The sequence below is a fragment of the Micromonospora sp. NPDC050187 genome, assembly GCF_044459745.1.
Lineage (GTDB): Bacteria > Actinomycetota > Actinomycetes > Mycobacteriales > Micromonosporaceae > Micromonospora.
Map to the genome: position 1 here is coordinate 1 of NZ_JBITJH010000035.1, position 19192 is coordinate 19192.

General features: G+C 73.7%; 19 protein-coding genes. 5 read left to right on the plus strand and 14 right to left on the minus strand.

Annotation, left to right across the window (positions count from 1 at the left end):
* Positions 1–472: 472 nt before the first annotated feature.
* Positions 473–1759: a tyrosine--tRNA ligase gene (gene tyrS, locus ACIBJE_RS29905; protein WP_396753664.1), complete on the minus strand. Its 1287-nt coding sequence runs from the start codon at positions 1757–1759 to the stop codon at positions 473–475.
* A 117-nt stretch (positions 1760–1876) separates the two neighbouring features.
* Here tyrS and ACIBJE_RS29910 point away from each other — a divergent pair, with 117 nt between their 5' ends.
* Positions 1877–2251 carry a PaaI family thioesterase gene (locus ACIBJE_RS29910; protein WP_396753665.1) on the plus strand — a complete coding sequence of 125 codons (375 nt, stop codon included), beginning with the start codon at positions 1877–1879 and terminating at the stop codon, positions 2249–2251.
* Positions 2252–2275: 24 nt separating this feature from the next.
* On the opposite strand, the gene ACIBJE_RS29915 is transcribed toward ACIBJE_RS29910, so the two are convergent.
* Complete coding sequence (locus tag ACIBJE_RS29915; RefSeq protein ID WP_396753624.1) at positions 2276–2911, minus strand: TetR/AcrR family transcriptional regulator; 636 nt, start codon at positions 2909–2911, stop codon at positions 2276–2278.
* A gap of 85 nt (positions 2912–2996) precedes the next feature.
* On the opposite strand from ACIBJE_RS29915, the gene ACIBJE_RS29920 reads away from it, so the two are divergent.
* Positions 2997–5156, plus strand: a complete 2160-nt coding sequence (locus ACIBJE_RS29920) for a HelD family protein (protein WP_396753625.1) — start codon at positions 2997–2999, stop codon at positions 5154–5156.
* Positions 5157–5166: 10 nt separating this feature from the next.
* Here ACIBJE_RS29920 and ACIBJE_RS29925 read toward each other — a convergent pair whose 3' ends face one another.
* Positions 5167–6489, minus strand: coding sequence for a hemolysin family protein (locus tag ACIBJE_RS29925; RefSeq protein ID WP_396753626.1), 1323 nt, complete (start codon positions 6487–6489; stop codon positions 5167–5169).
* Between the two features lie 102 nt (positions 6490–6591).
* The gene (locus ACIBJE_RS29930) at positions 6592–7230 is read right to left on the minus strand and encodes a hypothetical protein (protein ID WP_396753627.1); all 639 of its coding nucleotides are present in this window, start codon (positions 7228–7230) and stop codon (positions 6592–6594) included.
* Positions 7231–7528: 298 nt separating this feature from the next.
* On the opposite strand from ACIBJE_RS29930, the gene ACIBJE_RS29935 reads away from it, so the two are divergent.
* The gene (locus ACIBJE_RS29935) at positions 7529–8395 is read left to right on the plus strand and encodes a universal stress protein (RefSeq protein ID WP_396753628.1); all 867 of its coding nucleotides are present in this window, start codon (positions 7529–7531) and stop codon (positions 8393–8395) included.
* A 13-nt stretch (positions 8396–8408) separates the two neighbouring features.
* Here ACIBJE_RS29935 and ACIBJE_RS29940 read toward each other — a convergent pair whose 3' ends face one another.
* Positions 8409–9014, minus strand: coding sequence for a DNA-3-methyladenine glycosylase (locus ACIBJE_RS29940; protein ID WP_396753629.1), 606 nt, complete (start codon positions 9012–9014; stop codon positions 8409–8411).
* A gap of 65 nt (positions 9015–9079) precedes the next feature.
* Positions 9080–9466, minus strand: a complete 387-nt coding sequence (locus tag ACIBJE_RS29945) for an ArsR/SmtB family transcription factor (protein WP_396753630.1) — start codon at positions 9464–9466, stop codon at positions 9080–9082.
* Between the two features lie 162 nt (positions 9467–9628).
* Between ACIBJE_RS29945 and ACIBJE_RS29950 the strand changes: the two genes are divergently transcribed.
* Complete coding sequence (locus tag ACIBJE_RS29950; RefSeq protein ID WP_396753631.1) at positions 9629–10057, plus strand: DNA-binding protein; 429 nt, start codon at positions 9629–9631, stop codon at positions 10055–10057.
* 108 nt (positions 10058–10165) lie between these two features.
* On the plus strand, positions 10166–10519 hold the full coding sequence (locus tag ACIBJE_RS29955) for an MmcQ/YjbR family DNA-binding protein (protein ID WP_396753632.1): 354 nt from the start codon (positions 10166–10168) through the stop codon (positions 10517–10519).
* Between the two features lie 58 nt (positions 10520–10577).
* Here the strand turns inward: ACIBJE_RS29955 and argH are convergent, their stop codons facing one another.
* Genes argH through argC form a run of 8 tightly spaced genes read right to left on the minus strand, consistent with a single transcriptional unit; the run spans position 10578 to position 19030 of the window.
* The gene (argH, locus tag ACIBJE_RS29960; RefSeq protein WP_396753666.1) at positions 10578–12041 is read right to left on the minus strand and encodes an argininosuccinate lyase; all 1464 of its coding nucleotides are present in this window, start codon (positions 12039–12041) and stop codon (positions 10578–10580) included.
* 17 nt (positions 12042–12058) lie between these two features.
* Complete coding sequence (locus ACIBJE_RS29965; protein ID WP_396753633.1) at positions 12059–13261, minus strand: argininosuccinate synthase; 1203 nt, start codon at positions 13259–13261, stop codon at positions 12059–12061.
* Positions 13258–13773 (minus strand): arginine repressor, encoded by a 516-nt coding sequence (locus ACIBJE_RS29970; protein WP_396753634.1) that lies wholly within the window; start codon positions 13771–13773, stop codon positions 13258–13260. Before ACIBJE_RS29970 ends, ACIBJE_RS29965 begins: the two co-directional genes overlap by 4 nt.
* Positions 13770–14699: an ornithine carbamoyltransferase gene (gene argF, locus ACIBJE_RS29975; protein ID WP_396753635.1), complete on the minus strand. Its 930-nt coding sequence runs from the start codon at positions 14697–14699 to the stop codon at positions 13770–13772. Before argF ends, ACIBJE_RS29970 begins: the two co-directional genes overlap by 4 nt.
* A complete protein-coding gene (locus ACIBJE_RS29980; RefSeq protein WP_396753636.1) occupies positions 14696–15922 on the minus strand; it encodes an acetylornithine transaminase in 1227 nt (408 codons plus the stop codon). Before ACIBJE_RS29980 ends, argF begins: the two co-directional genes overlap by 4 nt.
* The gene (argB, locus tag ACIBJE_RS29985) at positions 15919–16860 is read right to left on the minus strand and encodes an acetylglutamate kinase (RefSeq protein WP_396753637.1); all 942 of its coding nucleotides are present in this window, start codon (positions 16858–16860) and stop codon (positions 15919–15921) included. Before argB ends, ACIBJE_RS29980 begins: the two co-directional genes overlap by 4 nt.
* Positions 16857–18029 carry a bifunctional glutamate N-acetyltransferase/amino-acid acetyltransferase ArgJ gene (argJ, locus tag ACIBJE_RS29990; protein ID WP_396753638.1) on the minus strand — a complete coding sequence of 391 codons (1173 nt, stop codon included), beginning with the start codon at positions 18027–18029 and terminating at the stop codon, positions 16857–16859. The genes argB and argJ overlap by 4 nt, the downstream gene beginning before the upstream one ends.
* A complete protein-coding gene (gene argC, locus ACIBJE_RS29995; RefSeq protein ID WP_396753639.1) occupies positions 18026–19030 on the minus strand; it encodes an N-acetyl-gamma-glutamyl-phosphate reductase in 1005 nt (334 codons plus the stop codon). The genes argJ and argC overlap by 4 nt, the downstream gene beginning before the upstream one ends.
* Positions 19031–19192 lie beyond the last annotated feature (162 nt).

Sequence of the window (19192 nt, forward strand, 5' to 3'; positions counted from 1 at the left end):
CCGGGAACCATCCGGGGCATCTCATCCTCGCACCCGCCGCTTCCGCGTCGAGCACTTCTACTACGTTACCTCACCGTTTCCGCCGTGTCAAACCGCTCTGTGGCGCTTTGTCGTGCTTCTATCCGGTTTGAGGCACCACAGATCCATTCGACGTCTCCGCCGTCCGAAACCGTGGCTTGTGACAGGCCGGCCGCTGCGGTCTCCCGCTCGCTCGCCCGGTTCCCTGCCGGTCGTAAACCTTACCCGGCCGGTTCCGCCCCGCCAAATCGACCCCTCGGTCGACCGGTGGAGCACCACCCGGATCGGATCCCAGGGGAGTCAACCCCTCCGGACCCGGTGCCGTTCCCGATCCGGACTCTCAGGTGTTTTGCCTGTTTCGTCCGTTCCGCGCTGGCAGAGAGAAAGTTACGCGTCCAGCGGTTTGATCGTCAAATCCGCTGGACGCGTCCCACGTCACATCATCGCCGTACAGCTATTTACGCAGCTCAACCCCGGCGAAGGACCGCTTGCCCCGGCGCAGGACCAGGAACCGACCGTGCAACAGCGCTTCCGGGCCGACGACCGCGTCGGTCTCGGTGACCCGGTCGTTGTTGACGTACGCGCCGCCCTCGGCGATGACCCTCCGGGCCTCCTTCATGCTCGTGACCAGCCCGGACTCACGGAGCAGGCCGGCGACGTCCGGCAGCTCGGTGAGCTGGACCAGTCCGGCCTCGGCGAGGGCCGCGCTCAGGGTGCCCTCGGCCAACTCCCCCAGGGAGCCGCGGCCGAAGAGCGCGCGACTCGCGGCGACCGCCTGGGCGGTCTCGTTCTCTCCGTGCACCAACGTGGTCAGTTCCTCGGCCAGCGCCCGCTGGGCCTCCCGGGCCGCCGGGCGCTCGGCCGTCGCCCGCTCCAGCTCCTCGATCTCCTCGCGGGAGCGGAAGCTGAAGTAGCGCAGGTAACGGTCGACGTCCTTGTCGTCGACGTTGACCCAGAACTGGTAGAAGGCGTACGGGCTGGTCATAGCGGGGTCGAGCCAGACCGCGCCGCCCTCGGTCTTGCCGAACTTGGTCCCGTCGGACTTGGTCACCAGCGGGGTGGTGAAGGCCTGCACCGGCCCGGCGCCCCGGCGTCGGACGTAGTCCACGCCGGCGGCGATGTTGCCCCACTGGTCGGAGCCGCCGAACTGCAACTGGCAGCCGTGCCGGCGGTGCAGCTCGAAGAAGTCGTTGGCCTGGAGGAGCTGGTAGCTGAACTCGGTGAAGCTGATCCCGGTCTCCAGGCGGGCCTTCACCACCTCCCGGGCGAGCATCCGGTTGACCGGGAAGTGCTTGCCCACGTCCCGGAGGAACTCGACCACCGACATCTCGCCGGTCCAGTCCAGGTTGTTGACCAGGCGGGCCGCGTTCTCCCCGGTGTACGAGACGAACGGCGCGAGTTGGTCGTGGATGCGGCGCACCCAGCCGGACACCACCTCGGGTGGGTTGAGCGTCCGCTCGGCGCTCTCCTTCGGGTCACCGATCTGCCCGGTCGCGCCGCCGACCAGCAGCAGCGGCCGGTGCCCGGCGAGTTGCAGCCGGCGTGCGGTGACCACCTGCATCAGGTGGCCGACGTGCAGGCTCGGCGCGGTCGGATCGAAACCGACATAGTAGGTGGCGGCCTCGCCGTCGAGCAGAGCGCGCAGCTCGTCGGGGTCGGTGGAGTCCTGGATGATGCCCCGCCACCGCAGGTCGTCGGTCAGGGATTCCCGGCTGGGCGACGGGGGGCTGCTATCGGTCACGGTCACCGATTGTCCCCCATCGCCGGGGCCGGGACGTAGCGGGTTTCCCCAGGGACCGGCCCGGCTAGGCTGGCCGTCGCGTCGATCGAGGAGGAGTCAGGCGTGGAGCAGCTGGACATGAACGGTGGGCTCGTCGGCCTGCTCGGGCTGGAGTTCGACGAGATGGGCGGTGACCGGGTGGTGATCCGCTGGCGGGTCCGGCCGGAGCTGCACCAGCCGTACGGCATCCAGCACGGCGGGGTGTACTGCGCGGTGGTGGAGACGGCCGCGAGCGTCGGCGGTTCGCTGTGGTGGGGTGACCGGGGTCGGGTGGTCGGGGTGTCCAACCAGACGGATTTCCTGCGCGCGGTGCGCGAGGGCGAGTTGACCGCGGTGGGCACGCCGGTGCACCGGGGACGCAGCCAGCAGCTCTGGCAGGTGGAGGTCACCGACGACGCCGGGCGCCTGGTGGCCCGGGGGCAGGTCCGGTTGCAGAACCTCACCGCCGCCTGAGGTCGCACCGACGCCGACGGCCGGTCAGGACGCGGCCGGTGGGTCGATGTCGAAGGCGGCGCGGAGCAGGCGGAACGCCCGGTCGGCCTCGGCCAGGGCGCCCGGGTACACCTGGTCGGCCGGCACTCCGTCGACCAGGCGTCGCCAGTTGTGACGGGCCAGCACGCGGTGGGTCGCGACGACCTGGGCCGCCGCCAGGCGGGCGGTGAACGGATCGGGCCCGCCCCAGGCCACCGTGAGTGCCTCCTCGTCCCGTTCGGCGTGCTGAGCCAGCCGGGCGAGCAGGGCCGGGGTGGTGAAGACCATCTCGTGGTACGCCAGCACCTCCGGATGGTCGTTGAGGCCGGTCACCGGGTCACGGCGGGCCAACCCGTCGCGGAAGTGCCGGTGCAGCGCGTCCAGCGGGCTCTCCCCGTCGGCCCGGTTCCGCAGCACCCTCGCACCCTCCCCCACGTGGTCCGCGATGCGATGCAGGACCAGGTCTTCCTTGCTGCCGAAGTACTTGAACAGGGTGGGTTTGGAGACCTCGGCCGCCGCCGCCACCTCGGCCACGGAGACCGCGTCGAAGCCCCGGGCGAGGAAGAGCGTGACGGCCGCCGTCGAGATCGCCTGGCGGGTTCGTTCGCGTTTGCGTTCACGCAGCCCGGTGGGAGCGGTCATCAGATCACGCTAACAGCTCCAGCTGAACTTGACCGAGGAAGTAAATTAACCGGGTAAAGGTTTAGTGAACCCGGAAGGTGCCGTCATGACGCTCCCGTCCGCCCCGGTGACCGGGGCCGATCCGACACGCGGCCTGGCGCGGGAGGCGGTGTACCTGGCCCGGGTGCACGCGGCCCGGAACCGGGCGCTGACCACCGCGCGGCTGCGGGTCGACACCGGGGCGGCGGTCGCCGGGGACGGGTACACCGCCGAGACGCTGGGCCGGATGCTGCGCGGCCACGCCCGGGACCTCGCCCACCAGCCGCACGTGCCGCCGTACTTCGGTCGGCTCGACTTCCTCCACGAGGACGACGAGCACCCCGGGGCGCGGTACTACGTGGGCCGGCGGCACGTGGCGGACGCCGACGGTTCGCCGCTGGTGCTGGACTGGCGGGCCCCGGTTTCCCGGCGCTTCTACCAGGCCAGCGTGGACCGCCCGGAGGGCGTGCGACGTCGACGGCGCTTCGGTTGGGCCGTCCGTCCCGGCCGACCCGCCGAGCTGACCGGCTTCGAGGACGAGGACCTGCTCGCCGGCGCGACCGGCGCCGGACCGAGCCGGTTGGTCGCCGAGGAGATCGAACGTCCCCGGGTAGGGCCGATGCGGGACATCGTGGCGACCATCCAGCCGGACCAGGACCGGCTGGTTCGGGCCGACCTGGCCCAGTCGATCTGCGTCCAGGGCGCGCCGGGTACCGGCAAGACGGCGGTCGGGCTGCACCGGGCCGCGTACCTGCTCTACACGCACGCGACGCGGTTGCGCCGGAGCGGGGTCCTGGTGCTCGGCCCGAACCCGGCGTTCCTGCGGCACGTCCGTGAGGTGCTGCCGGCGCTCGGGGAGGTCGACGTGACCCAGGCGACCCTGGCGGATCTGCTGGCCCGGGTGCCGGTACGGGGCCACGACACACCGGACGCGGCGGTGGTCAAGCACGACGTGCGGATGGCCGAGGCGCTACGCCGAGCCCTGACCGGGCGGATCCGGCTCCCGGAGGAGCCGCTGGTGGTGCCGGACGGCAGCTACCGGTGGCGGGTCTCCGTCGACACGCTGCGTCGGCTGGTCGCCGAGGTACGCGCCGAGCAGCCGCCGTACGCGACCGGGCGGGAGCGGTTGCGGGCCCGGGTGGTGCAGCGGGTGCAGCGGCACGCCGAGACGCGGGAGTCGCCCGGCCCGGCGTGGGTGCGCCGGATCAGTCGTAGCCGCCCGGTGACCGCCCTGCTCGACCGGGTCTGGCCGGCGGTCCGCCCGGAGGAACTGGTCGCGGCGATGCTCGGGGATTCGGCGCTGCTGGACCGGGTGGCGGGGGACCTGCTCACCCCCGCCGAGCGGGCGGCGATCCGCTGGCCCCGGCCGCGTACTTCCCGGGCGGCACGCTGGACCGAGGCGGACCTGGTGCTGATCGACGAGGCCGCCGGCCTGCTCGACCGGCCGGCCGGCTACGGACACGTGGTGGTCGACGAGGCGCAGGACCTCTCCCCCATGCAGTGCCGAGCGGTGGCCCGGCGGACCACGCACGGCTCGCTGACGGTCCTCGGCGACCTGGCCCAGGGCACCACCCCGTGGGCGGCGTCCAGCTGGCGGGAACAGGTGGCCCACCTGGGCAAGCCCGACGCGACGGTGCTGCCGCTGACCGCCGGGTTCCGGGTGCCCGCTCCGGTGGTGGCGCTGACCAACCGGCTGCTGGCCACGCTCGGGGTGGACGTCCCGCCCACGGTGCCGGTGCGCGGATCCGGCGAGCTGCGGATCCATCCGGTCACCGACCCGGTCGTCGAGCTTCCCGCGCTGGTGCGCCGAGCGCTGGACCGGCCCGGTTCGGTGGCGGTGATCGCGGCCGAGACGGCGGTGCCCGACCTGGCTGCGGCCCTACGGGCGGCGGGCCTCCACCCCGCCGGCCCGGACCCGACTGACGGCGACCAGGGCGGCGGCTCACCCACCGAGCCAGCGGACGCACCGGAACCGGACGGCCGCGGACCGGACGGGCCGTCCGGCACCGCGTCGGTCGAGCCGGAGCCGGCCGACGGACGTCTGATGCTGCTCGCCGCCGGGCAGGTGAAGGGACTGGAGTACGACCACGTGATCGTGGTCGAGCCGGCGGCGATCGTGGCCGCCGAGCCGAGGGGCACCCGCCGTCTCTACGTGGTGCTCACCCGGGCGGTCTCCCGGCTGGACGTGCTGCACGCCGCGCCGCTGCCCCCGGCGGTGGCCGGCTGAGGGACGCGGTTCAGCGCTCGACGGGGTCCAGGGCCTGTTCGGCGTCGGCGGGCCGGACCGGCCGCTCGCCGGGGCGTACCCGCACCCGGGAGATGGCGTGGTGGTCGACGTCGGCGACCTCCAGCCGCCAGCCGTCGATGGTGACGTGTTCCCCGGCCTCGGTGGGGATGTGCCCGAGGCAGGCCAGCACCAGCCCGGCGACCGTGGTGTAGTCCCCGTCGGGTCGGCCGGGCAGCTCGATCCCCACGTCCGTCAGGTCGTGCACCGGGAAGGTGCCGGGGAGCACGAGACTGCCGTCCGGTTCGGGACGCACGGCGCGCACGTCCCGGTCGGTCTCGTCGTAGATCTCGCCGACGATCTCCTCCAGGATGTCCTCCAGGGTGACGATCCCGTCGACCGCGCCCCGCTCGTCCACGACCAGCGCGATGTGCTGGCGTTCCGCCTTGAACTGCCGCAGCGCGTCGACCACCGGCAGCGAGTCCGGCAGCAGCATCGGGGGGCGGACGCACTCGTCGACCGGCCGGTCGTCCGGTACGCCCACCAGGTCACGCAGGTGGATCACGCCGACCGCGTCGTCCAGACCGCCGTGCCGGACCACCGGCGCCCGGGAGTGCCCGGAGGCCGACAACACCAGTCGGGCGGCCTCCGCGGTGGTGCCGCTGTCCAGGCAGAAGACCTGCAACCGGGGGACGAGCACCGCGCGCAACCGCCGGTCGGCGATCTCCACCGCGCCGGCGATGATGGTCTGCTGCTCCTTGGTGAAACCGTGGTTGCCGGCGACGATGTCGCGCAGCTCGTCCGGGCCGATCTCCTCGCGCTGCGGTTTCGGGTCGACGCCGAACAGGCGGACGACCAGGTCGCTGGTCGCGCCGAGCGCCCAGACCGCCGGGCGGGAGAAACTGGCGACGAGGTCCAGCGGGCGGGCGACCAGCAGCGCCCACTGTTCCGCCCGCTGCATCGCCACCCGCTTCGGGGCCAGTTCGCCGAAGACCAGGGTGACGAAGGTCAACGCCAGGGTGACCAGCACGATCGCCACCGTCTCGGCGGCACCGCCGAGGAAATTGAGCAGCGGCACCAGGGGCCGGGCCAGTGAGACCGCCGCCGCCGCGGAGGCGAGGAACCCGGCCAGGGTGATGCCGATCTGGATGGTGGCCAGGAACCGGTTCGGGTCCCGGGCGAGCTTCGCCAGCACCCGGCCGGAGCGGCTGGTGCGCTCCAGGCGCTGCACCTGGCTCTCCCGCAACGAGACCAGGGCCATCTCGCTGCCGGCGAAGAGCGCGTTCAGCACGACCAGGACTCCGACCAGGGCCAGTTGGCTCCAGTAGCTCTGCACGCCGTGAATCTCCTCACGCAGCCCGCGCCGACGCGGCGGCGCCGCGGACCGGTGGCCCCGGCCCGCGTACGCGTGTCTTTGCCCCGTGGCCGGGGCGGCGAATCATCGCCCGGCGTCGTTGGGGGCCGGCAGGTCGAGCACGTACGAGTCGCCTTCGGGGCGGAAGCCGAGCCGGTGGTAGTACGGGGCGACCATGCCCGGTGGGCTGACCACCCGGTGGTATCCCCGGTCGGTGAAGAGGGTGCTGCGTCGGAAGACGAACTCGCCCGGGGTCAGGTCGCGGAAACGTTGGGTGACGTAGTCCAGGTCGATCTGGGCGACGTTGTTCGCCTCCGCGTGGGCAAGCACCACCCCGACCACCTCGTCGGCGCGGAGCACCAGGAACGCGTCACCGTGGGCGGTGCGCTCGTCCCAGCGGAAGTCCGGGTTGAACCGGGCGATGTCCCGGGCGTGCACCCGCAGCGTGTGGGCGAGGAACTCGTCCCGGACGCCGACCTGAACCACCTGGTAGGTCTGTTCGTCGTGCCGGGTGGCGAGGAGTTTCCGCAGGTACCAGACGTTGATCACGGCGAGCACGACGTTGAGCCCGACCATGGGCCAGACCGACAGCACGGCATTGTACCAGATCAGGACCAGGCAGCCGACGAGGTTGAGCGCGCGCAGCCGCAGGATGCGCGCCTGGAGTAGGGACCAGACCAGCAGCGCCGATCCGGTCCAGCCGATCATGTCCAGCCAGTTCACGCCGCGAGGGTAGTCGGGCGGAGCGCCGATGTCGCGCGGTACCCGGGCGGCGGCTCCGCCGGTCGTACCGTCCGGTGCCGGTCGGACACGGGCGGTGACGCGGCTTCGTCCGGGACGACCACGAGCCGTACACCGGGGACGCGTCGTTCCTGCCCCGTGATCCGTCCCGGGCACCGCTGCCGGTCGGGGCCACCCGGCGGCACCGGACGCACTTTCGCGTGGCGTGCCGGGAACCCGCTCGCCGGGTAGGGCAGGGTACGTCCAGGACGAGGTGACGGACCCGGAACGGGAGGACCCGATGAACCGACCTGTCGTGGTGGGTGTGGACGGATCGCCGGCGAGTCTGGTCGCCGCCGAACACGGCGCGCGGGCCGCGGCGCTGCGGTCCCGCCCGCTGCACCTGGTGCACGGCTACCTGCACCCGCTCGGCTACGGCGTGCCGGTCAACCCGTACGACCTGGGACTGCCGGAGCCGAGCGACGAAGCCCGCACGATGCTCGAGAAGACCGCCGCCGACCTGCGCGGGCGCTGGCCGGAGCTGGCTGTCGAGGCGCGCCAGGTGGCCGGCGGTCCGGGTGCCACGCTCGTCGAGGAATCCCGCCGCGCCGAGCTGGTGGTGGTCGGCAGTCGGGGGCTCGGTGGCTTCGCGGGGCTGCTGCTCGGCTCGGTCAGCGCCCAGGTCGCCGGGCACGCGCACTGCCCGGTGCTGGTGGTCCGCCCCGCCGACCGGCAGGTCGCGGCCGTCGGGCCGGTGCTGGTCGGGGTGGACGGCTCGGAACTGGCCGAGCTGGCCGTCGGACACGCCGCCGAGGAGGCCGCACGCCAGGGAGTCCCCCTGGTGCTGGCGCACGTCGTCGCTCCCGACGCGCACCCGGTGACGGAGGACGCCGCCGGGAACGATCAGGTGGCCGACCGCCTGCTGGCGGAGACCGCCGCGACGGTGCGGCAGCGGCATCCGGAGCTGGCCGTCACCGAGCGTGTCCTCCGCGCGGCCGAAACCGCGTCGGCGCTGGTCGAGGCGAGCGCGGACGCGGCGCTGGTGGTGGTCGGTTCCCGGGGGCGCGGCGGCTTCGCCGGGCTGCTGCTCGGCTCGGTCAGCCAGGCGCTGGTGCAGCACGCACGGTGCCCGGTGCTGGTCGCCCGTCCGCACGCCCACACCGGCTGAGCCGGCGGGAGGGTCAGCCCCGCCGTCGGGGCACGTGCCGGCGGTAGGCGCTGACCGTCGGATCGCCGGTGATCCAGTAGCGCCACGGGACGTCGTGGGCGGCGGCCACGCCGACCCGTGGGCCGGCGGAGACCGACGACGGCGCGACGGGACGGGTCGGCGGGGTCAGCAGCAGCGGTCCGGTCCCGTCGACCATCGACGTGTCGTTCGCCTCGGCGGTGATCCCCAGCGCGACCACGAGTCGGGCCGGACCACGCGCCAGGTCCCGGTCGGCGACCTCGCCCCGACGTTTACGCGCCAGGTCGAGCCCGTCGACCACTTCACCCGCCCGCAGCAGGACCGCCGCCGCCTCCCCGTCGGCACCACAGACGACGTTCAGGCACCAGTGCACGCCGAACACGAAGTACGTGTAGGCATGCCCGGCCGGACCGAACATGACCCTCGTCCGGGGGGTGGGACCCCGGTGGGCGTGGGACGCCGGGTCCTCCCCCGTCCCGGCGTACGCCTCGACCTCGGTCAGCCGGACCCGGACGCCGCCGGCCGACAGGTCCCAGCCGAGCAGGGTCCGCGCGGTGCCGGGCACCTGGGCGGCGGGGGCGTGCAGCCACGAGTAGTCCACCGGACCAGGAAACGCCGCCGGACGGCGATCGGCAAACCGGGCCGCGACGGGGTCCGGGAGCCTGGTCAGGGTTGGCCGCCGGTGCCGGCCGGGCCGTCGGTCCCGCCTTCGGGGGCGGGCGGTGCCGACCTGCGCTCGCGCCGGCCCCGGGCCAGCTCGGTACCGAGGGCGTCCAGTCGCTGCTCCCAGAACCGCCGGTAGCGCGCCAACCACCGGTCGACCTCGGCCAGCGGGGCCGGGTCGACCGCGTAGAGCCGGCGGGTGCCCTGGGCGCGGACGGTGGCGAAGCCGTTCTCCCGGAGCACGCGCAGGTGCTGGGAGACCGCCGGCTGGGAGATGCCGAACTCCGCCTGGACGACCGCGCCGACCTCGCCGGCCGGGCGCTCGCCGTCGGCGAGCAGTTCCAGGATCCGGCGGCGGACCGGGTCGCCGAGGACGTCGAACGCGTGCACAGCCCCTCCACCTCCGGTACGGCGAGAAGACGGTACCGGGTGGTCAGCCGACCGGTCCCCGACGACTCGGACCAATCTTTCAGCGAGGCTTTATATAAGTCAATCATTATGGCATTGAACATTTCGTTGACAACGGAACGATGGCGATGCTGAGATGGTGGCATGACCGACACGCCGTCCCCGTTCACTCCCCCGCACCCCGGCGCCGAGCGCGCCCGGCGCGACCACACCGCACTGTTCCGGATCACCGAGCGGCACGCCGACACCGACGAGCGGCGACGACGGCACGCCAACGCGTACGTGCCCGAGCCCTACGAGGCGGTCAGCCTGGTGCTCGCGCTCGCCGTCGGCGCGGCCGAGCCGGCACCCGGCGAGGAACCGGTCGACCACGCCGACCTGATGGCCGCGCTGACCCTCGTCCCCCGGGTCCGCGCCGACGTCGACACCCTGGAGGCCGGGCTGCTCTCGCTGGCCCGCGACCGGGGGATGACCTGGCAGGAGATCGCCTTCGGCCTCGGCCTGGGCAGCGCGCAGGCCGCCCGGCAGCGCTTCGAGCGGGTATCCGGCCGGACCACGCCGGCCGCCGACTGACCGCCGCCCGACGACCCGCTGCGGTTGACCCCGCCGCGTCGCCCCGGGGTGGTAGGCATGGCCTCACGCCCGTGCCACCGGAAGGACGGGTCGGGAGGGAGCGACGCGATGACCCGCGACGAGATGCTGGCGTACTGCCTGGCCAAGCCGGGCGCCTGGGAGGACCGCCCCTGGGAGGGCGACGTGGTGGTCAAGGTCGGCAGCCGGATCTTCGCCTTCCTCGGCGCCCCGGACGCCGCGACCGTCGGGGTGAAGTGCGGCCCGGACCGGGACGTCGCCGACGAGTGGCTGCACCGGTACCCGGAGGACGCCCGTCCGTCTGCCTACATCGGCCGGTCCGGCTGGAACACACTGCGCCTCGACGGCGCGATCGACGACGACGAACTGCGCGAGGCGGTCGACGCCTCGTACGACGCGATCGTGGCCAAGCTGCCGAAACGCGAGCGCCCGGCCGGGCCGTGACCGCCCGGGCCACGACGTCGCGGCGCGTGGGGACATCCACGCGCCGCGACGGCCGCGTTCAGCGGGGGACGACCGTCTCGGCGGCCCACTCCCGCCAGCCGGCGAGCTGGTCCGCGGCGGCGGCGAGCTGGTCGGCGACCGGGCCGGGGCCGGTCGAGCCGGGCGTCGTCCGGGCAGCGAGGGCCGAGCGGACCGACAGCACGTCCCGCACGGACGGGTCGAGGTGCTCGCTGACCGCCGCCAGGTCGGCGTCGGAGACCTCGTCGAGGGCACAGTCCCGGGCCACGCAGAGCGCGACGAGACGGCCGGTGATCTCGTGTGCCTCGCGGAACGGCACGTTGCGCCGGACCAGCCAGTCGGCGACCTCGGTGGCGAGCGAGAAGCCCACCGGCGCGGCGGCGACCAACCGGTCCACCCGCACCGTCATCGTGGAGACCATCCCGGCCAGGGCCGGCAGCAGCAGCTCCAGGGTGTCGACCGCGTCGAAGGCCGGCTCCTTGTCCTCCTGCATGTCCCGGTCGTAGGTCATCGGCAGGCCCTTGAGCATGGTGAGCACGCTCATCAGCCCGCCGACCAGCCGGCCGGACTTGCCCCGGGCCAGCTCGGCGACGTCCGCGTTCTTCTTCTGCGGCATGATCGACGACCCGGTGGCGAAGGCGTCGTCCAGCTCGACCCAGCCGAACTCGTGCGACGTCCAGAGCACCACCTCCTCGCCGAGGCGGGACAGGTGCACCCCGACCATCGCGGTGACGAAGAGGAACTCGGCGACGAAGTCCCGGTCGGCGACCGCGTCCATCGAGTTGGCGAACGAGGTGCGGAACCCCAGCTCCTTGGAGACGGCCACCGGGTCCAGCGGCAGCCCGGAGCCGGCGAGCGCGCCCGCGCCGAGCGGGCTGACGGCGGTGCGGTGGTCCCAGTCGCGCAGCCGCTCCAGGTCCCGCAGCAGCGGCTGCACGTGGGCCAGCAGCCAGTGGCCGAAGGTGACCGGCTGGGCGTGCTGGAGGTGGGTCATGCCCGGCGCGGCGGTGTCGACGTGCCGCCCGGCCTGCTCGACCAGGGCCTCGGCCAGCTCGACCAGCCGCGCGGCCACACCCCGGGCGTGGTCGCGCAGGTAGAGCCGCAGGTCGGTGGCGACCTGGTCGTTACGGGACCGCCCGGCGCGCAGCTTGCCGCCCAGCGTGCCCAAGCGTTCCAGCAGACCCCGTTCGAGGGCGGTGTGCACGTCCTCGTCGTCGACGGTGGGGCGGAACGCCCCGGAGGCGCAGGCGGCCTCCAGGTCGTCCAGGGCGGCGAGGATCCGGCCCAGCTCGTCCGGGTCGAGCAGGCCGGCGCCGGCCAGGACCCGGGCGTGCGCCCGGGAGCCGGCGATGTCGTACGGGGCCAGGCGCCAGTCGAACTGCACGCTCACCGACAGCCGGGCCAGGGCCTCCGACGGGCCACCGGCGAACCGGCCGCCCCAGAGGCTCGTCCGGTTGGTCGCGGCGCTGTTCTCGGTCAGACTCTTGTCGTCCACCCCGCCCATTGTGGTGGTCACTGTCTTCAGCCGCCCAGCCGGGCGTCCCGGGCCGCCGCCATCTTGCTCGGCAGGCCCCAGAGCTGCACGAAGCCCTTGGCCAGGGACTGGTCGAAGGTGTCCCCGGTGTCGTAGGTCGCCAGGCCGAAGTCGTAGAGGCTGGCCTCGGAACGCCGGCCGGTGACGGTGGCCCGGCCGCCGTGCAGGGTCAGCCGCACCTCGCCGGAGACCTGCTGCTGGGCGTCGTCGATGAAGGCGTCCAGCGCCTTCTTCAGCGGGGAGAACCAGAGGCCGTCGTAGACCAGCTCACCCCAGCGCTGGTCGACGCCGCGCTTGAACCGGGCCAGGTCCCGCTCGACGGTGACCGCCTCCAGCTCCTGGTGGGCGGCGATCAGGGCGATCGCGCCCGGGGCCTCGTACACCTCGCGGCTCTTGATGCCGACCAGCCGGTCCTCGACCATGTCCAGCCGGCCGACCCCCTGCGCGCCGGCCCGCCGGTTCAGCTCGCTGATCGCCTGGTACGGGGTGACGGTCTCGCCGTCGATCGCCACCGGTACGCCCGCGTCGAAGGTGACGACCACCTCGTCGGCGTCGCGCGGCTCGGCCGGGTCGGCGGTGTACGAGTAGAGGTCCTCGATCGGACCGTTCCAGATGTCCTCCAGGAAGCCGGTCTCCACCGCCCGGCCCCACAGGTTCTGGTCGATCGAGTACGGCGACTTCGCCGACACGTCGATCGGCAGCCCCTTCTCCTCGGCGAAGGCGATCGCCTTGTCCCGGGTCCAGGCGAAGTCCCGCGCCGGAGCGATGATCTTCAGGTCCGGGGCGAGCGCGGCCAGGCCGACCTCGAAGCGGACCTGGTCGTTGCCCTTGCCGGTGCAGCCGTGCGAGACGATCGTGCCGCCGTGCTTGCGGGCCGCCGCGACCAGGTGCTTGACGATCAGCGGCCGGCTCAGCGCGGAGACCAGCGGGTAACGGTCCATGTAGAGGGCGTTGGCCCGCATCGCCGGCAGGCAGTACTCGGCGGCGAACTCGTCGCGCGCGTCGACCACCTCGGACTCCACCGCGCCGCAGTCCAGCGCGCGCTGCCGGATGGCGTCGAGATCCTCGCCGCCCTGCCCGACGTCGACCGCGACCGCGATCACCTCGGCGCCGGTCTGCTCGGCCAGGTAGGGAATGGCGACGGAGGTGTCCAGCCCTCCGGAGTACGCCAGGACGACCCGCTCGGTCATGATGTGGTGCTCCCTTCAACGTTCTCTTCCCGGCGGGACCAGGCGCTGAGCTTCTCGCCCAGCGCGGCCCCGCCGACGCCCTCGCGGGCCACGACGAGGATGGTGTCGTCGCCGGCGATGGTGCCGACGACCTCGGGCAGGCCCGCTCGGTCGAGCGCGCTGGCCAGGTAGTGCGCCGCGCCCGGCGGGGTGCGCAGGACGGCGATGTTGCCGCTGGCGTCCACCCCGTTGAGCAGTTCGCGCAGCAACCGGACCAGCCGGGCCGGCGCGTTCTCGGCGTCGCGCAGCGGCCGGTGGCCGTCCTCGGGGATCAGGTAGAGGCCCCGGCCGTCGCCGCCGCGCACGGTCACCGCGCCCAGTTCCTTCAGGTCCCGGGAGAGGGTGGCCTGGGTGACCTGGACGCCGTCGGCGGCGAGCCGGTCGGCCAGTTCGGTCTGCGAGTGGACGGCCGTGTCACGGATCAGCTCGACGATGCGGGCGTGCCGGGCGGCGCGGGTCAGCGGGGCGGTCATGACGGGGGTGCCTCCAGGAGAAACGTCAGCAGCGCCTTCTGGGCGTGCAGGCGATTCTCCGCCTGGTCGAAGACCGCGCTCTGCGGGCCGTCGAGCACCTCGTCGGTGATCTCCTCACCCCGGTGCGCCGGCAGGCAGTGCAGCACGACCGCGTCCGGCGCGGCGTGCCCGAGCAGCTCCTTGTTGATCTGGTACGGCAGGAACGGGGTGATCCGGTCCAGCCCGTCCTCCTCCTGCCCCATCGAGGTCCAGGTGTCGGTGGCGACCACGTCGGCGTCGCGCACCGCGGCGACCGGGTCGGTGAGCGCCCGTACCGATCCGCCGGTGCCGGCGGCGATCTCGGCGGCCCGGGCCAGCACCGCCGGGTCCGGCGCGAACCCGTCCGGACCGGCGACCCGGACGTGCATCCCGGCGGTCGCGCCGGCCAGCAGGTACGAGTGGGCGAGGTTGTTCGCCGCGTCCCCCACGTACGCCAGGGTCCGCCCGGCGGTGCCGCCGCACCGCTCCCGGACGGTGAGCAGGTCGGCCAGGAGCTGGCAGGGGTGGAAGCCGTCGGTGAGCGCGTTGACCACCGGCACGGTGGCCGCGTCGGCGACCTCGGCGATCCGGTCGTCGCCGTGGGTGCGCAGCACGATCGCGGCCACGTACCGGGAGAGCACCCGGCCCGCGTCGCCGAGGGTCTCCCCCCGGCCGAAGTGGGTGACCTGGGTGTCCACCACCAGCGGGTGGCCGCCCAGCTCGGCGATGCCGACGTCGAAGGAGAACCGGGTGCGCAGGCTCTGCTTGTCGAAGAGCACCGCCACCGAGCGGGGACCGGCGAGGGGCCGGTACCCGAACCGGTCGGCCTTCATCCGGGCGGCCAGGTCCAGCACGGCCGACTGCTCGGCGGGGGTCAGGTCGTCGTCCCGCAACAGGTGCCGGGTCATGGGAGCGTCTCCGGGGTGGTGGTCGGGGCGGTGGCGGGGCTCGACGCGGCGGCCGGGACCGCCGCCGCGTCGAGGGCTGCGGGAAGGGCGGCGAGGAAGGCGTCGACCTGGTCGGCGGTGAGGATGAGCGGCGGGGCCAGCCGGACGACGTCCGGTTGCACCGGGTTGGCCAGGAAACCGGCGGCCCGCAGCGCCTCGGTGACCGGCTTCGACACCGGCGCGGCGAGCACCACGCCGAGCAGCAGGCCCGCGCCGCGTACCTCGGTGACCAGCGGGTGGCCGAGCGCCTCGACGCCCCGGCGGAGCCGTTCACCGATCCGCTTCACGTGGTCGAGCAGCCCCTCGCTGGCGATGGTGGAGACCACCGCGAGCGCCGCGGCGCAGCTGACCGGGTTGCCGCCGAACGTGGTGCCGTGGGAGCCGGGGCCGAGCAGGTCGGCGGCCCGGCCGAAGGCCAGGCAGGCGCCGAGGGGCAGCCCGCCGCCGAGCCCCTTGGCCAGGGTGACCAGGTCGGGTTCGATTCCCTCGGCCTGGTGGGCGAACCAGTGGCCGGTCCGGCCGACGCCGGTCTGCACCTCGTCGAGCACCAGCAGCGCGCCGTGTCGGGCGGTGATCCGCCGGGCCTCGGCGAGGTAGCCGACGGGCGGCACGACCACGCCGTTCTCGCCCTGGACCGGCTCCAGGATCACCATCGCGGTGGCGTCGGTGACCGCCGCCGCCAGGGCCGCCGGATCGCCGTACGGCACGTGGGTGACGTCACCGGGCAGCGGGCGGAACGGGTCCGCCTTGGCGGGCTGGCCGGTGAGCGCCAGCGCGCCCATGGTGCGGCCGTGGAAGCCGCCCTCGGTGGCGACCACGTGGGTGCGCCCGGTGAGCCGGGAGAGCTTGAACGCGGCCTCGTTGGCCTCCGCACCGGAGTTGGCGAAGAAGACCCGACCGGGCCGGCCGGCGAGGGCGAGCAGCAGCTCGGCCAGGGCCACCGGTGGTTCGGCGACGAACAGGTTGGAGACGTGCCCCAGGGTGGCGACCTGCTTGGACACCGCCGCCACCACCGCCGGGTGGGCGTGCCCGAGCGCGTTGACCGCGATCCCGCCGACCAGGTCGACGTACTCCCGGCCCGCCTCGTCGACCACGACGGCACCACTGCCGGCGACCAGCGCCAGCGGCGGGGTGCCGTAGTTGTCCATCATGGTCTGGGTCCAGCGTTCGACGAGCGTGCTCATGGAGTGGTTGTTCCTTCCTGGTGCCCGACCGTGGGCTGGGGGGCTCCGCCCTCCCCGCGCACGACCATCGTTCCGAACCCCTCGGAGGTGAACACCTCCAGCAGCGTGGAGTGGGCGACCCGGCCGTCCACCACGTGCGCGGCGGGGACGCCGCCGCGTACCGCCCGCAGGCAGGCCTCCATCTTCGGCGCCATGCCGGACTGCAGACGGGGCAGCAGCTCCGCCAGGTCGTCGACGGTGATCTCGCTGACCAGGCTGGTGGTGTCCGGCCAGTCCGTGTAGAGGCCGGGCACGTCGGTCAGGACGACCAGTTTGCGGGCCCGCAACGCGACGGCGAGCGCGGCGGCGGCGGTGTCGGCGTTCAGGTTGTGCAGCACGCCGTCGACGTCCGGGGCGACGGTCGAGATCACCGGGATCCGGCCGGCGGCGATCAGGTCGGTCACCGCCGAGACGTCGACCGACGCCACGTCCCCGACCAGGCCGACGTCGACCGGTTCCCCGTCCACCCACGCCGGCCGGCGCACGGCGGTGAAGAGCCGGGCGTCCTCGCCGGAGAGACCGACCGCGAACGGGCCGTGTGCGTTGATCAGGCCGACCAGTTCCCGGCCGACCTGCCCGACCAGGACCATCCGGACGACGTCCATCGCCTCGGGGGTGGTGACCCGCAGGCCGCCCCGGAACTCGCTGGCGATGCCGAGCCGGTCGAGCATCGCGGAGATCTGCGGCCCGCCGCCGTGCACCACCACCGGCTTCAGGCCGGCGTGGCGGAGGAAGACCATGTCGGTGGCGAAGGCCCGCTGGAGTGCCGGGTCGACCATGGCGTTGCCGCCGTACTTGACGACCACGGTGGCCCCGGCGAAGCGGGCCAGCCAGGGCAGCGCCTCGATCAGCGTGGCGGCCTTGGCCTGGGCGCGGGCGAGGTCGGTGGTGAGACTCATGAAGAGTAGGCCGAGTTCTCGTGGACGTACGCGTGGGACAGGTCGTTGGTCCAGACGGTGGCCCGGTCGGGCCCGGTGTGCAGGTCGATCCGGATGGTGACGTCGCGGCCGGTCAGGTCGACCTTCGCGCGGTCCTCGGCGGCGGCCCCGCTCCGGCACACCCAGACGCCGTTGACGGCGACGTCGATGCCGTCCGGCTCGAAAGCGGCGGTGGTGGTGCCGACGGCGGCGAGGATCCGTCCCCAGTTCGGGTCGTTGCCGAACAGCGCGGTCTTGACCAGGTTGTTGCGGGCCACCGCGCGGCCCACCTCGACCGCGTCGTCCTCACCGGCCGCGCCGACGACCTCGATGGCGATCTGCTTGGTGGCGCCCTCGGCGTCGGCGAGGAGCTGCTGGGCCAGGTCGTGGCAGGCGGCGGTGACCGCGGCGGTCAACTCCGCCTCGGTCGGCTCGATGCCGGAGGCGCCGCTGGCCAGCAGCAGCACCGTGTCGTTGGTGGACATGCAGCCGTCGGAGTCGATCCGGTCGAAGGTGACCCGGCACGCGGCGCGCAGCGCGGCGTCGAGCGCATCGGGGCCGGCGACCGCGTCGGTGGTGAGCACGCAGAGCATGGTCGCCATCGCCGGGGCGAGCATGCCCGCGCCCTTGGCCATCCCACCGACGGTCCAGCCGGTGCCCCGGGTGACCGTGGTCTTCGGGCGGGTGTCGGTGGTCATGATCGCTTCGGCGGCGTCGGCCCCGCCCTCGCGGGAGAGCCCCCGGATCGCCGCGCGCACCCCGGAGACCAGCTTCGGCATCGGCAACCGCTCGCCGATCAGCCCGGTGGAGCAGACCGCCACGTCGCCCGCGCCGAGGCGCAGCCGAGGGCTGGCCGAGGTGAGCGCGGCGGCGGTGTGCTCGGCGGTGGCGTGGGTGTCCTGGAAGCCGGCCGGGCCGGTGCACGCGTTCGCGCCGCCGGAGTTGAGCACCACCGCGCGGACCACACCGCCCCGGACGACCTGCTGGGTCCAGAGCACGGGGGCGGCCTTGACCCGGTTGGCGGTGAAGACCCCGGCCACGGTGGCGTCCGGGCCGTCGTTGACGACCAGGGCCACGTCGGACGCGCCGCCGCTCTTCAGTCCGGCGGCGACGCCGGAGGCCCGGAATCCCCGGGGGACGGTAACCGTCATGGTGTCACTCCGAAGGTCGACAGGCCGGTGGTCTCGGGCAGGCCGAGCATCAGGTTGGCGCACTGGACCGCCTGGCCGGCGGCCCCCTTGCCGAGGTTGTCGATCGCGCTGACCACGATCACCCGACCGGTGTCGACGTCGCGGGTGGCCTGGAGGTGGCAGGAGTTCGACCCGAGCGTGGCGGCGGTGTGCGGCCAGCTCCCGTCGGGTAGCACGTGCACGAAGGGCGCGTCCGCGTACGCCTCGGCGAGCACCGCGCGCGGGTCGGCGTCCGCGACGGCCGGGACGGCGGTGACGGTGGCGAGGATGCCGCGCGGCATCGGCGCGAGGACCGGGGTGAAGCTCACTCCGGTCGCGCCGGTGGCCTGCTTGATCTCGGGTACGTGCTGGTGCGCGCCGACCTTGTAGGGCGAGAGGTCGCCCATCACCTCGCTGCCCAGCAGGTGCGCCCTGGCGGCCCGGCCGGCGCCGGAGGTGCCGGAGGCGGCGACCACCACCACGTCGGCGGGCGAGACCGCCCCGGCGGCGACCAGCGGCGCGAGCGCGAGGGTGGTGGCCACCGCGTAGCAGCCGGTGGCGGCGACCCGGTCGGCGGCGGCGATCGCCGCGCGCTGGCCGGGCAGCTCCGGCAGGCCGTAGGTCCACGTCCCGGCGTGCGGGCCGCCGTAGTACCGCTGCCAGGCGGCGGCGTCGGCGAGCCGGTGGTCCGCTCCGAGGTCGACCACCTTCACCCCCGGGGGCAGGCTGGCGGCCAACGCCGCCGACTGGCCGTGCGGAAGGGCCAGGAAGACCAGGTCCGCGTCGGCCAGGCTGGCCGGATCGGTGGCGGCGAGCGTCAGGTCCAGCCCGGCGAGCTGCGGGTGTACGGCACTGACCGGCTGGCCCGCCTGGCTGTGCGCGGTGGCGGCGACGAGGTCGAACTCCGGGTGCCCGGCGACCAGGCGCAGCAGCTCGCCGCCGGCGTAGCCGCTCGCTCCCGCGATCGCGATTCGGATACCCATACCCACCTCCGCATGACTATACGGAGATCGTAGCGACCAGTCCGGCGCGATGCAAATTCATACGGCGCACTGCATGAACTTGATAATCGCAGGTGAGGAGCGGCGGGGGCGACTCGTCGGCGCGACCTGCGGCCCGCCTCCCGCCGCGAGACCGCCACCCGG